Annotated in this window: 12 protein-coding genes; all 12 read left to right on the top strand. The window is 73.4% G+C overall.

The annotated features are described in order from the left end of the window. Nucleotides 1-157, top strand: a 157-nt coding sequence (locus ACIGNX_RS33315) for a non-reducing end alpha-L-arabinofuranosidase family hydrolase (RefSeq protein WP_396545289.1), incomplete at its 5' end; no start/stop codon positions are given. A gap of 272 nt (nucleotides 158-429) precedes the next feature. Beyond that, nucleotides 430-2,271, top strand: coding sequence for a TIR domain-containing protein (locus tag ACIGNX_RS33310; RefSeq protein ID WP_396545283.1), 1,842 nt, complete (start codon nucleotides 430-432; stop codon nucleotides 2,269-2,271). 6 nt (nucleotides 2,272-2,277) lie between these two features. Further along, the gene (locus tag ACIGNX_RS33305; protein ID WP_396545281.1) at nucleotides 2,278-5,139 is read left to right on the top strand and encodes an AAA family ATPase; all 2,862 of its coding nucleotides are present in this window, start codon (nucleotides 2,278-2,280) and stop codon (nucleotides 5,137-5,139) included. A gap of 33 nt (nucleotides 5,140-5,172) precedes the next feature. Next, nucleotides 5,173-6,660, top strand: a complete 1,488-nt coding sequence (locus ACIGNX_RS33300) for a radical SAM protein (protein WP_396545279.1) — start codon at nucleotides 5,173-5,175, stop codon at nucleotides 6,658-6,660. Between the two features lie 290 nt (nucleotides 6,661-6,950). After that, the gene (locus tag ACIGNX_RS33295; RefSeq protein WP_396545277.1) at nucleotides 6,951-7,997 is read left to right on the top strand and encodes an AvrD family protein; all 1,047 of its coding nucleotides are present in this window, start codon (nucleotides 6,951-6,953) and stop codon (nucleotides 7,995-7,997) included. Beyond that, the gene (locus tag ACIGNX_RS33290; protein ID WP_396545287.1) at nucleotides 7,997-8,719 is read left to right on the top strand and encodes an AAA family ATPase; all 723 of its coding nucleotides are present in this window, start codon (nucleotides 7,997-7,999) and stop codon (nucleotides 8,717-8,719) included. The genes ACIGNX_RS33295 and ACIGNX_RS33290 overlap by 1 nt, the downstream gene beginning before the upstream one ends. Beyond that, complete coding sequence (locus ACIGNX_RS33285) at nucleotides 8,716-9,714, top strand: beta-ketoacyl-ACP synthase III (RefSeq protein ID WP_396545275.1); 999 nt, start codon at nucleotides 8,716-8,718, stop codon at nucleotides 9,712-9,714. The genes ACIGNX_RS33290 and ACIGNX_RS33285 overlap by 4 nt, the downstream gene beginning before the upstream one ends. Before the next feature lie 29 nt (nucleotides 9,715-9,743). Further along, a complete protein-coding gene (locus ACIGNX_RS33280) occupies nucleotides 9,744-9,983 on the top strand; it encodes an acyl carrier protein (protein ID WP_396545273.1) in 240 nt (79 codons plus the stop codon). A 1-nt stretch (nucleotide 9,984) separates the two neighbouring features. After that, nucleotides 9,985-10,677 (top strand): HAD family hydrolase, encoded by a 693-nt coding sequence (locus ACIGNX_RS33275; RefSeq protein WP_396545271.1) that lies wholly within the window; start codon nucleotides 9,985-9,987, stop codon nucleotides 10,675-10,677. Then, entirely contained in the window at nucleotides 10,674-12,311 is a 1,638-nt protein-coding gene (locus tag ACIGNX_RS33270; RefSeq protein WP_396545269.1) for an FAD-dependent monooxygenase, read from the top strand. The genes ACIGNX_RS33275 and ACIGNX_RS33270 overlap by 4 nt, the downstream gene beginning before the upstream one ends. 36 nt (nucleotides 12,312-12,347) lie before the next feature. Beyond that, complete coding sequence (locus ACIGNX_RS33265) at nucleotides 12,348-12,761, top strand: nuclear transport factor 2 family protein (protein WP_396545267.1); 414 nt, start codon at nucleotides 12,348-12,350, stop codon at nucleotides 12,759-12,761. Next, nucleotides 12,758-13,117 (top strand): carboxymuconolactone decarboxylase family protein, encoded by a 360-nt coding sequence (locus ACIGNX_RS33260; RefSeq protein ID WP_396545265.1) that lies wholly within the window; start codon nucleotides 12,758-12,760, stop codon nucleotides 13,115-13,117. The genes ACIGNX_RS33265 and ACIGNX_RS33260 overlap by 4 nt, the downstream gene beginning before the upstream one ends. The last annotated feature ends 112 nt before the right edge of the window (nucleotides 13,118-13,229 follow it).

The following is a 13,229-nucleotide window of genomic DNA, read 5'->3' as shown; positions in this document are numbered from 1 at the left end:
CATCAGCCACGGCGACCTGATCCGCACCAACCCCGACCAGACCAAGACCATCGACCCCTGCAACCTGCAATTCCTCTACCAGGGCCGCAACCCCAACTCCGGCGGCGACTACGGCCTGCTGCCCTACCGGCCGGGCGTGCTCACGCTGCAACGCTGAGCACCTGACACCCGGCCCGGTGCCCCCATCCTCCCGAGGGTGGGGGCACCGGCGTTTGCGCGGCACCTGCGGCCGATCGGTCGCGGTGCGCGGGTTCCTCCGGCGGCCTCGGGTGGCGAATGGCGCAACGTTGTTAACGATTCGCCTACGTGGCCGCACTACTGCGGAGTGCCCGGTCACGATTCCGGGTTCCGTGCCGATGAAGCCGGGACGAGGAGAACGCGGCCGCGGGGTTCGCGGTGGTGTCATCGCTGAACGGGCGCGGAGGCAAGGTGAGCGGGAGTCGGGTTTTCCTCAGTTACGCCAAGGAGGACGTGGAGGCGGCACAACGGCTCGCCGGTTGGCTGGAGGACGGCGGGTTCACCCCGTTCTGGTTCCAGAGCCCGGACCGACCGGGTGAGCGGTTCATCGTCGAGCTGGAGGAGAAGATCGCCGAGGCCGACTACTTCCTGGTCCTGCTGTCGCCCGACTACCTCGCCTCCCGCTGGTGCGAGCGCGAGCGGGAGTACGCCCTCCAGCGCGAGAACGACCTCGGCCACCCGGTGATCCGCGTCCTGGACGTCCGGCCGGTCCCGGCCGGGTCCGGGGGTTTCCTCGCCCCCTACAGCCGCATCCCGCTGCGCTCGCTGACGGCGGACGCGTTGCCCGGGGAGATCGCGGTGGCCCTGGGGCTGCCCCGGGCGGCCCGGGACGACCGGCAGCTGTCGACGGTGTTCCGCAACCGCAACGACGAGATCGCGAAGGTGGCGAACGCGCTGGAGCTGTCCAGCGGCCAGGACTTCTGGGTGGTCGTCTCGCCGCCGCGGCTGGGCAAGTCGCGCTTCCTGCGGCACATCCACGACCGGTTGGCGTCCGGTGGCGCGAACGTCCGGCTGGTCGACCTGGCGAACGAGCCCGGCGACCTGTGGTCGGACGCGCCCAAGGTGATCGCCCGCCTGCTCGACGTGGAGGTCGACGCGTCGACCGAGCGGCTGGGCGACGAGCAGGTGCGGCGCATCGCGCGCAACGTCCTGGACCGCGGCCGCCAGTTCTACTTCCTCGACAGCGCCGACCGGCTGGACCGCGCCACGGCGCTGGAGGTCCGCCGCGTGCTGTCCGACCTGCACCGCAGGCTCTGGGGCAACGGCGGCGCGCAGGCGCGCTTCGGCGTCGTCGTGGGCACCCGCCAGCACGACGACTGGCGCGGCTTCGACGCCACCCGCAGCCGGGTCGAGCCGGTCTTCCTCTCCGAGTTCACGGCGGAGATCGTGGAGCAGGCCGTCCGGCAGTACCAGCCGCAGTGGACCTCCCAGAACACCCGCGCGTGCGCCGAGCTGCTGCACCGCATGAGCGAGGGACTGCCCGCGCTGCTCACCCGGTGGCTGGACTGGGCGGAGGACAAGCAGTTCTTCGAGCTGGCCGAGGAGGCGGAGGAGGACGAGGCGTTCGACACCGTCGTCCGGCCTTACGTCGTCTCGGACCTGCTGCGCCCGGAGGTGCTGTTCACCCGGCGGCACGCCTACGCCGCCAGGTACGCCGAGGTGATCCGGCGCGCGGTGCGGTCCCTGGCCGTGTACCGCCTGTTCACCCGTTCGCACCTGCTGTTCCACTACGACCGGGACGCCCGGTTGCCGCACCTGGCCGCCGACGTGGGGTGGACGTTCGCGGAGCTGTGGGACGCGGTCACCAAGATCACGCTGCTCGTGTCCGACGACGGCCGCGAGATGTGGCGCGAGATCAGCCCGCCGATCCGCCGCCTGCTCTACGCCTACTACTACCGCGCGGACGCCGACCGGGTGCGGGCCCACCGGGAGGCCCGCGCGTTCTACGAGCGGTGGGTCGGCAAGGACGCGTCCCAGGAAATGGGCGTGATGATGGTGGAGTGCCTGTGGCACGAGACGTCCCGCAGGCTGTTGGAGGAGCGCTCGACCATCCCGGCGGAACTGCCGGCGCTGGCGGGCGGCCTGGCCCGCGACTTCCTGAACTCCAACATGTACTCGCCGGACGAGTTCGCCTGGTTCGTCGCCCGCCGCCTCGGCAAGGACCACGAGTTCCAGTTGGCGCTGAGCGGGTTCGGGACGGTCTTCGACGCCGTCCTCGCCTCGATCGAGGCCTCGCTCTCGGAAGGGGGTTGAGCCGCCGTGGCGGAAGGACCGCAGCCCGGTTACGTGGCCCGGCGCGAGGAGCAGGACGTCCTCCGGGCGCTCGACGAGGTGCGCCGCACCGGGATCAGCCGCGCCGTGCTGCTCTACGGACCCGGCGGGGTCGGCAAGACCAGGCTCGTCCGCGCCCACGCCGCCCGCCGGGACCCGGGGGTGGTGCGCGTGCCGCCCATCGACGTGGACGACTCCGAGTACTGGGTGCACACCAACCTGGAGCAGGCGGTGGCCGCCACCCTCGGCGCGGAGCACTTCCAGTCTTACCTGGCGTACCTGGCGCGGTTGCCGGAGATCAGCGACCAGCCCGTCGGCCAGGAGACGGTCGGCAGCCACCTCGGCCGGGTGCGCGAGCAGTTCGCCACGTGCTACCGCGGCTACGTCGAGCAGACCGGCAACGCGGTGGTGATCACCCTCGACACGGTCGAGTCCGTGCGCACCATGTACCTGCTCATGAGGTTGTCGCAGTGGATGAAGGCGCTGCCGCGCACGCTGTTCGTGCTCTCGGGCAGGCCGCCCGACCGCGACAACCCCCACGACCTGATCAAGGAGCACCTCGACGGCCGGCGCGACCGGATGCCGACCGTGCCGATCGACCTGGGCGGGTTCACCCGGGACGAGGCGCTGGAGTACTTCGCGACCGGACCCCTGGGCGAGGTGCTGTCGGTCCAGGAGCAGGACCGGCTGATCGACCTCACCGACGGGCACCCGCTGTGGTTGGCGATGTCGGTCGACTACCTCGGCGCGAACGACCCGCCGCCGGAGATGACCGGCCCCGGTCCGAGCACGCCCCGGCTGCGCGAGGAGTTCCGGCGGCGACTGGTCACGCCCTACCGCGAGACGGGGTTCTGGGCCGAGGCGGTGAAGCGCCTCGCGGTGGTGCGCCAGAGCGTCAACGAGGTCGTGTGGGGGCACCTGATGTCCGACCTCGACCTCCCGGCGGGCCTGGACCGGTCGCAGGCGTGGCGACGCCTGCTGGAGCTGCCGTGGGTCCGCCCCCGCGCGAACCACCGCTACGTCACGCTGCACGACGCGCTGGCCGAGCAGCTCGCCCACCGGCTCATCCCGCTCGACGACCAGGACGGCGCGTGGCGCGACGCCCTGTGGCGCCGGGCGATGGACGCCTACGAGGGCTTGGTGGCGCGCACCGCCGACCACGTGCGCGAGGAGAACCGGCACCACCGGCGGCGGCTGCGCATCCTCGGCGGGCGCAGCGACCCGGGGTTGATCAGGCAGATGGCCCGCACGGACGCCGAGAAGCGCGAGCTGGACCAGTTGCGGACCGCCCAGCTGCACTACCTGCTGCTGGTCGACCCGGACGCGGGCGCGGCGCTGTTCCTGCGGCTCCTGCAGCAGGCCAGGACCCGGCAGGACATGCAGTTCCAGGAGCTGCTGTGCCACGAGCTGGAGCGCTTCCTGCCGCGGGCGCGGCTCGTCCCGTCCCACGACGACGTGCTCGGTGGCGCGGTGCGGCGGTTCCAGCGGTGGCTCGTGGAGCGGGCACCGGAACGCCACCTGGAGATCGCCCTGCGGATCGCCGAGTTCCTCACCCAGTACGAGCAGCCCGAGGCGGCGCTGGAGCTGCTGTCCACCGTGCCCGAGGACGTCGATGAGCCGGACCTGCGCTACCACCTGGCCAACCAGCGCGGCAACGCGTGCATGCGCATCCCGCAGCGCATCGCGGAGGCGGAGCGCCACTTCGACCAGGCCGCGCGCGAGGCCCGCACGCGGATGCGGGAGGACCGCGAGCGGCACGTGGCCCAGGCAGACAAGGAACTGGGCTTCTTCTACCGCAACATCGGCCGGTGGGACGCCGCCGACCAGGCGTACCGGCACGCGCGCGACACGCTGGCACCGGTGCTGGGGCCCGGCAGCGCGACCGAGGTCCGGGAGGAGATGGCGTCGATCCAGACCAACTGGGCCTACCTCCAGGCGCTGCGGGGCCGCTACATCGAGGCGCGCAACCTCGTCGAGAGCGCCATCCGGGTGCGCGGCAGGCTGGAGAACCAGCTCGGCCTGGCGACCTCGTTGAGCGTGTCCGGCGAGGTGTACCGCTACGACCGCGACTACTTCAAGGCGTGGCACGCCTACGGCCGCGCCGAGGCGATCTTCGAGTCGCTCCAGAACCTCAACTGGCTCGGCGTGGTCTACCAGGAGCAGGCGATCTGCCTGTTCCAGGCGGCGCAGAGCGGGGTGGCGCTGGTGGAGGAACCGCTGGGGCGCGCACGCGCGCTGATCCGCCAGTCGATCGACATCTGCCGCGACATGGCGATCCGGTCCTACCCGTCGGCGTTGAACCGGGCGGGCCGGATCTTCGGCCACGACGACCCGGACCTCGGTCTGTCCTACCTGGACCAGTCGGTCGTGGAGGCGCGGCGGGTCGCCGACGGCTGGTTCCTGTCGGCCAACCTGATCGAGTACATCGAGCTGTGCTACCAGGTGTGGCTCGACACCGGCGACCGCACGTACCGGTCGAAGCTCGACGCGCGGGCGCCCGAGGTGGAGGAGGCGATCGCGACCTACCACTTCCGCGACCTGGAAGGCCGCTGGTCGTTGATGCGGGGGCACCTGCTGGCCCGCGACGCCCTCGTCGGCGACGACCGCGGTTCACTCGACCAGGCGATCGAGCACTACGCGGCCGGGTTCACCACCCTGGCGAACCTGCAGGTGGGGTCGCACGGCGCGTCGGCCATACCGGACGAGTTCGACCGGTTCCAGGCCGTTTACGACGACCTGCCCGACGACGTCCGGAGGCACTGGTATGAGATGCTGCGCGCCAGATGGACCTCCGGCGGATCGCCGAAGAGCTTCACGTTGTTGCTGGCACGTCTGGAACAGGTCTACTAATCCGGCGGTGCACCGCCACGGGAGGCATTCGCGATGAGGTCGACCGACGCCCGGGCGCTGTCCGGCGAGGACATCCCGCACGGGCACGGGCTGCTGGTGCGCAGCTGCGAGGACTGCGCGTGCCCCACCCCGCGCCGCCACACCGGGAGCCGGAGCCGCGCGCGGGTGGCGGGGGAGACGCCCCTGGTGCGCGCCGACGGCGTGCTCGACCTCCCGCTGGACGACGAGCACCACGTGCTGTTCTCGCCGCACGGCCGCGGCGGGGTCGTGGTGGTCAACCGCGCCGCGCACGAGGTGTTCCGCGCGTTCGACACCGCCACCTCGCCCGCCGACCTGGTCCGACGGGGCGGCGACCCGCGGCGGACGGCCGAGGTGGTGGCCCGGCTGGTCGAGCAGGACCTGGTGCACGAGCGGGGTGCCGCGCCCACCCCGGAGTTCGCCGAGTCGCGCGAGCTGACCGCCTGGCTGCACGTGACCAACGAGTGCAACCTCCGGTGCACGTACTGCTACGTGCACAAGTCACCGGAGAGCATGGACGCCGCGACCGGGCGGCAGACCGTGGACGCCCTGGTCGGCTCGGCGCTGAGGCACGGGTTTCGGGCGCTGCGCCTGAAGTACGCCGGTGGTGAGGCGAGCCTGAACCCCGACGTGCTGTTCGACCTGCACGACTACGCGGCGGCCCGCTGCGCCGAGCACGGGCTGGAGCTGAGCGCGGTGCTGCTGAGCAACGGCGTGGCCATCCCGGACCGGCTCGCCGCGCGGCTCCTCGAGCGGGACGTCAACCTGATGATCTCGCTGGACGCGCTCGGCGAGGCCCACGACGCGCAGCGACCCACCCGCGCGGGCAAGCCGTCGGCGCGCCGGGTGGTGCGCACCGTCGACCGGCTGGTGGGCCTCGGCCTCAAGCCGCACCTGTCGATCACGGTGACCGGCCGCACCACCGGGGACGTCGCCGCCGTGGTGCGGTTCGCGCTGGAGCGCGACCTGACGTTCAGCTTCAACTTCTTCCGCGACAACGACTGCGCCGCCGGGGCCGCCGACCTGCGGTACGAGGAGCGCGCCCTGGTCTCCGGGCTGGTCGGCGCGTTCGCGGTGATCGAGGAGATGCTGCCGCCGTGGAGCGTGCTCGGGTCGGTGCTCGACCGCGGCCAGCTGCTGGAACCGCGCCGGACGTCGTGCGGGGTGGGGGACAACTACGTCGTGGTCGACCAGCGGGGGCAGATCGCCAAGTGCCACATGGACATCGGCTCCACGCTGGGTGACGTGCGCGCGACCGACCCGGTGGCGGCGATCCGGGACGACACCGCGGGCGTGCTGAACCTCCTGGTCGAGGACAAGGAGGGGTGCCGCGACTGCACGTGGCGCAACTGGTGCTCCGGCGGTTGCGCCCTGGCCACGTTCCGCGCGACCGGCCGGTTCGACGTCCGCTCGCCGAACTGCAACATCTACCGGGCCGTCTACCCGGCCGCGCTGCGCCTGGAAGGGCTGAGGGTGCTGCGCTTCGCCGAACAGCCGGCCTGAGCCGTTCGGCAGGGCCGGGTCGGCGCCGCGCGGGGACGACCGCGCGAGGATGCCGGGCGGCGGTCGCCACACGGTCTTCGGCACCCCGCGGGTTGCGGGGTTGTTTCGTCCCCCTCTTCGACGCGTCCTGACGACGGACGTCGGTGGCGGGCGGCTAGAGCCGCGCTAGTGGCTCGCTAGCCCGCGTTCGCAGACTCGGTCCTGTCGGTCGAGGAGCGACGACGCCACCCACAGTGGACGCGGCGCGGACCGACGACTGTGCGTCTACCACACCAGGGGGATGGACGACCGTGACCGCAACCCAGCACTACGAGTCCATAGACGACTACCTCGGCCCCAACGAGAGCCGGTTCTTCGGCGCCGGCCACCGCCGCGTCCGGCACGTCATGCGGGACGTGATCGTGGGCCACCAGGGCGACTCGCGCCCGCTCGCCACGGCGACCGCCGGGGTCGAGTACCCGTTCGACTGGTCCAGCAAGGCCGCGTCGGGCTACCTGCGCCCGCACCTGAGCACGATCGACGCCCTGCTGTTCGGCGTGCAGCTCACCGAGCTGTGCGTGGCCACCACCTACGACCTCACCGACGCCCACCGCCGGACGATGTGGCTGCGGCGGGTGGACATCCGGGCCGGGTCCGCGCCCGACGAGGACGACCTCGACGCCTTCGGCGTGGACGCCGAGCTGGTCGGGACCGAGCAGTCGGCCGCGGGCGCGGTGTCGACCGTGGTCTGCCGCATCGGGCGGATGAAGATCCGGTGCCAGGTCGAGCACGAGCCCGCCGCCGCCGCGCGGCCCGGGTTCCGCAAGGTCCGACCGGCCGACGCCCGCGCCCGCCTGTTCAACGACGGCTACAAGTCGCGGGTCCAGAGCATCGCCGACGTGCGGGTGGACCGCCGGGCGGTGCGCGCCGAGGCGCTGGTCCGGGTCGACTCGCTGGCCGACGAGGTGCTGCCCGGCGAGGGGCTGGAGGCCGCCTACCGCCCCCACATCTCCATGATCGACTCCTTCGTCGTCGCCCTCCAGCTCGGCCAGGTGCTGCTCTACGAGCTGGACGGCTTCGACCGGGGCGACAGCGACACGTTGTGGATGCGCCGCACCACGATGGTCGCCGACACCCCGGTCCGCCCGTCGGGCGAGGCGTTCCGGGTGACCACCGGCCTGATCGGGACCAAGCTCGTCGAAGCCCGCGGCGGGGTCTGGCGCACCGCCGACATCATCGCCGAGTGCCCCGGCCTGCGGTTGGAGTGCTCGGTCACCCACCGGCTCCCCGCGGGGACGTTCGCGGACGACGTGATCCGCGTCCCCCTCGACCACGACCCGAACGGGGTGAGCGCGTGATGCGACTCGGGATCTCCGGCACCTACTCGTCCGGCAAGACGCTGACCGCGATGGCGGTCGCCCACTACACCGGCCTGCCCCGCACCAGGGCGCGGACCATGCGCGAGATCCTGCCCGACGCCGCACCCGGCAAGACGCTGGAGGAGTGCACGGCCGCCGAGCTGATCCAGATGATCGTCATCCGGCACGTCGAGCGCGTGGTGCACGAGACGAACCTGGCCTCGGGCTTCGTCTCGGACGGCTCCTCGCTGCAGGAGTGGATCTACGGCTCCATCCGCGTGGTCGTCGGCATCAACCCGAACGCGTCGGCGCACCTGCGCGCGGGCGACCAGGTCGAGCGCACCGAGGAGCTGCGGTTCTTCGAGGACGTCATGGCCGAGCTGGGCCGGGCGATGAAGCGGCACGTCAAGGGCAGCTTCGACGCGTTCGTGCACCTGCGCAACGAGCTGCCGCTCGCCGCCGACGGCCACCGCCCGGTCAACGACCTGTTCCGCACGATGGCCGACGAGGAGCTGGTGCGCACCCTCGACGAGCTGGGCATCCCGCACCACGAGGTCGGCGGCGCGATCGAGCAGCGGCTGGAGCGCATCGCCGACCTGCACGACCTCGTGCCGGTCATGCCGGTCGAGCGCGCCGTCGAGCTGGCTCGGGCCGAGTACGCGGGCCTCGACACCCGGGACGAGGCGCGCCGCGCCGCGGACCTGGCCGGGAACCCGGCGTGACGGCCGCGGTCCTGGCGGGGCTCGGCGCGGTGGTGCCCGACAACCTCGTCACCAACGACATGCTGGCCCGGCGGCTGGACACCTCCGACGAGTGGATCCGCAGCCGCACCGGCATCGCGACCCGCTACGCGGTCGGCCGGGGCACCGCCACCAGCGACCTGGCCGTGGGCGCGGGGCGGCGGGCGCTCGAGTCCGCGGGCGCGGAGCACGTCGGGATGGTGGTCGTGGCCACCACGACGCCGGACCGGCCGTGCCCGGCGACCGGGCCGGAGGTCGCGGCACGCCTGGGGCTGGGCCGCGTGCCCGCCTACGACATCGCGGCCGTGTGCTCGGGGTTCCTCTACGGGCTGGCGGCGGGCGCCGGCGCCATCGCCGCGGGCATCGCCCGGGACGTGCTGGTCATCGGCGCGGAGGCGTTCAGCACCATCATCGACCCCGAGGACCGGACCACCGCGGTGATCTTCGGTGACGGCGCGGGTGCCGTCGTCCTGCGGGCGGGAGACCGCGACGAGCCCGGCGCGCTGCTCGACGTCGAACTCGGCAGCGACGGCGGGCTGGTCGACCTGATCACCGTCCCGGCGGGCGGCTCGCGGCAGCGCACGAGCGGTCGCGAGCCCGAGCCGGGTGACCGGTACTTCCGGATGCAGGGCCGCGCGGTGTTCGAGCAGGCCGTGCTGCGGATGACGGAGGCCGCCGAGGTCGTCCTGGGCCGCCAGGGCCTCACCTCCGACCAGGTCGACCGGTTCGTCGGCCACCAGGCCAACGTGCGCATCCTGCGCGCCGTGGCCCACCAGCTCGGCGTGCCCGCCGAGCGCAACCTGATCAACGTGGACCGGGTCGGCAACACCTCGGCCGCGTCGATCCCCCTCGCCCTGGCCGACGCCGCGGCGGAGGGCCGGCTGAGCCCGGGCCACCGGGTGCTCGCCTGCGCCTTCGGCGGCGGCGCCACCTGGGGCTCGGCCCTGTTCACCTGGCCGGACATCACCGTCGGTTGAGCGACCACCCACTTCGCGGAAGGACTCCCGTGGACCCCATCACCGAAGAGGTCATGCGCATCCTGGTCGACGAGCTCGGCGCCGACGCCGACGCCATCGCCCCGGACGCCCGCTTCGAGGACCTCGACCTCGACTCGCTGGTCCTGGTCGAGCTGTCGGTCATCCTCCAGCGCCGTTACGGCACGTCGATCAGGGAGGAGGAGCTGACCGCCGACCAGACCGTGGCCGACGCCGCCGCCCTGGTCCGCCACAAGGCCGCGGCGGTCTGAGGTGGGCCGGCGAGCCGCGTTCTTCGACGTCGACGGCACCCTCACCACGCGACCGACGCTGTTCGCCTTCCTGGTCGAGCACCTCGTGGCGCACGGCCGTTCCCCCGCGGACGCCGGCGCCGAGGTGGAGCGGCTGCGCGGCATGTCCCGCGCCGGCGTCGCCCGGCAGGACGTGCTGCGGGCCTGCACCAGGCACTTCGCCGGCACCCGGGAAGGCGCCGCCTCCGCCGCGGCGGCGCGGTGGTACGGCGCGGAGGTCGCCGCCGGCGGGTTCTACCGGGAGGAGGTGGTGGCGGCGCTGCGCCGGCACCGCGCGGCGGGCGACCTCGTCGTGCTGGTGTCGGGCTCGTTCCCGGCCTGCCTCGACCCGGTGGCCGCCGAGGTGGGAGCGGACGTGCTGCTGTGCTCGCGCCCGCGGGTCCGCGACGGCCGCTACACCGGCGAACTGCCGACACCGCTGATCGGCGCGAGCAAGGTCGAGGCCGTGCGCGCGCTGGTGACCGGGCACGACCTCGACCTGAGCCGCTGCGCCGCCTACGGCGACCACGTCTCGGACATCCCGCTGCTCGCCGCCGTGGGACGCCCGGTGGTCGTCGGCGACGACCCCGGCCTGACCGCGCACGCCCGGCGGCACGGCTGGTCGACGAGCACACCCGTTCCGGCGAGCACACCCGAACCCACAGGAAGGCAATGACGATGGGTGACACCTCCAGCCCGCCCGTGCTGGTCATCGGAGCGGGTCCGGTCGGCATCGTGCTGGCCTGCGAGCTGCTCCAGCAGGGCGTGCCGGTGCGCGTGGTCGACCGCACCGCCTCCGTGGACGAGACCGACCCGCACTCCAAGGGCATCCTGATCTGGCCGCGCAGCCTGGAGCTGCTGCGGCGCATCGGGGTCAGCGACCGGCTCGTGGAGCTGGGGCACAAGGTCCCCGGCGTCGGCTACTACAGCGGGCGCAGGCTGCTGGGCACCGCGCACATCCACCGGCTGCGCGGCTCGTCGGACCCGTACGTGCTCACGCTGCCCCAGCGCTACACCGAGCGGGTGCTGCGGGCCCGGCTCGCCGAGCTGGGCGGCGTGGTGGAGCGCGGGGTCGAACTGGTGGCGCTGGACAACTCGGGCGAGCACCCCGTGGCCGTGCTGCGCCACCCCGACGGCACCCGGGAGACGGTGACCCCGCGCTACCTCGTCGGCGCCGACGGCCCGGCGAGCACGACGCGGAACCTGCTGGGCATCGGCTTCGCGGGTGAGGCGATCGACATCACCTACGTCATCGGCGACGCGCCCCTGCACGGACCGGTGCCCCGCGACACCGCGCAGTACTACTACAGCCGCACGGGTGTGGTGGCGCTGGTCCCGTTGCGCAGCGGGGTGTTCCGCGTCGCCGCCAACATCCCGCACCGCGCCGAGGACGCGGGCGACCCGCCGCGGGAGCTGCTGGAGCAGGTGATCAACGAGCGCGCGGTGCGCGGTGTGCGGGTCGGCGAGCCGGACTGGACGCGGTCCTTCCGGCCCCGGCTGGGCATGGCCGACAGCATGCAGCAGGGCCGCTGCTTCCTCGCGGGCGACTCGGCGCACGCGATCAGCCCGGCGGGCGGGCAGGGCATGAACGTCGGCTTCCAGGACGCGGTGAACCTCGCCTGGAAGCTCGGCGGCGTGCTCAACGGCAGGCTGGCCGAATCGGTGCTGATGACCTACGGCGCGGAGCGGCTGGCCGGAGCGCACCGGATGTCGCGGACCTCCGCGGCGCAGGCGCGGTTCGCCATGCAGCGCAAGCCGTTGCGCATCGCCCGCCGCGACGCGCTGTTCCTCGCCGCCCGCGCGTCCGGCCTGCTGACCCGCGTGCTCGTGCCGCTGCTGAGCCAGACCGACAACGACTACGGCGGCGCCGAGCCCGTCCCGCTGCCGCTGCGCAACCTCAAGCCCGCCCGGGTGGGTGAACGGGTGCCGCTGTTCGCCCACGCCGAGCCCGTCGACGACCCCGCCGCGCTCGACCGCGACCGGCACACCGTCGTCGTCTGGCCGGGTCGCGGCGTGCCGGCGAACTGGGCCGCCGCGGTCGCCGGCGTGCGGGCCGCGGTCGGCGACCGGTTGCCCGTGTCGGACTTCGCCGCCGTGCCGCGCACGCCTGCGCTGCGCAAGGCGTTCGGCCGCTGCCCCGTCGTGGCGGTCGTCCGCCCGGACGGCCACCTGTCCCACCTGGGCGACCCGACCGACCTCGACGGCCTGCGCGCGCACCTGGCGCGCCTCATGCCCGAACCCCGACCCACGCTGCCCGTGCCCGCGCCGGACATGCCCGTCCGGGTCCTGCGACCCGCGGCCGGCGGCTGACCCCGCGCTCCGCGCGGACGAACCGAGAGGAAGACCATGACCACGACCGAAACACCCACCGCGGCGGTCCGGGCGGTGCGGCGGTTCTTCGCCGCCTTCGGCAGCGGCGACCGGCCCGCGCTGCTCGACCTGCTGGCCGACGACTTCACCTGGGACGTCGCCGGCTCCGACACCGTGCCGTGGACCGGCAGGCGCACCACCAGGGCCGAGGTCGAGGCGTTCCTCGACGCGGCGACGACCGGGGTGGTGACCGAGCAGTTCGACGTCGACCACGTGCTCGGCGACGACGAGCGGGCCTTCGCCACCGGGTCCTTCACCCACCTGATCACCGCCACCGGCAAGCGGTTCCACAGCCGGTTCGCCCTCTACGTCGAGGTCTCCGACGACCGCATCACCCGGTACTCGATGCACGAGGACAGCCACGCCGCGGCCGAGGCGTTCCGGGCATGAGCGCCGAGGAGGTCTTCGGCAGGCTGGCACCGCCCGGCGCCACCCCGCCCTGGGAGGGGGTGGCCGACCTGGACCCCGGGCTGGCCTCCTTCATCGAGCACGGCCTCGCCGAGGTGCTCGGCGGCCCGGGGCTGGACCTGCGCACGCGCCAGCTCGTGACGATCGCGGTGCTCGCCGCGGCGGGCGGCTGCGAACCGCAGCTGGCCTTCCACGTCGGGGGAGCGCTGCGGATCGGCGTCCCGCGCGACGAGGTCGTGGCCGCGGTCACCCAGGTGTCGCTCTACAGCGGCATCCCCAGGGTGCTCAACGCCCTGGCGGTGGTGCGCAAGGTGTTCGCCGAGCACGGCCTGGTGTGATCCCCCCGGTCGGGGGGGGGGCGCGCCCGGGGGGGGGGGGGGCCCCCCCCCCCGCCCCCCCCCCCCCGCCCCCCCCCCCCCCCCCCCCCCCCCCCCCCCCCCCCCCCCCACG

Origin of the sequence: Actinosynnema sp. NPDC053489, assembly GCF_044544865.1 — a bacterium.
Lineage (GTDB): Bacteria > Actinomycetota > Actinomycetes > Mycobacteriales > Pseudonocardiaceae > Actinosynnema.
Note: the sequence above shows the minus strand (reverse complement) of the source record. Positions and strands in the feature narration are given on the sequence as shown.

Coding starts and splice junctions, on each gene's coding strand:
- ACIGNX_RS33270 (WP_396545269.1), top strand. CDS start 10,674: ATGACGATGGGTGACACCTCCAGCCCGCCCGTGCTGGTCATCGGAGCG.
- ACIGNX_RS33265 (WP_396545267.1), top strand. CDS start 12,348: ATGACCACGACCGAAACACCCACCGCGGCGGTCCGGGCGGTGCGGCGG.
- ACIGNX_RS33260 (WP_396545265.1), top strand. CDS start 12,758: ATGAGCGCCGAGGAGGTCTTCGGCAGGCTGGCACCGCCCGGCGCCACC.
- ACIGNX_RS33300 (WP_396545279.1), top strand. CDS start 5,173: ATGAGGTCGACCGACGCCCGGGCGCTGTCCGGCGAGGACATCCCGCAC.
- ACIGNX_RS33290 (WP_396545287.1), top strand. CDS start 7,997: ATGCGACTCGGGATCTCCGGCACCTACTCGTCCGGCAAGACGCTGACC.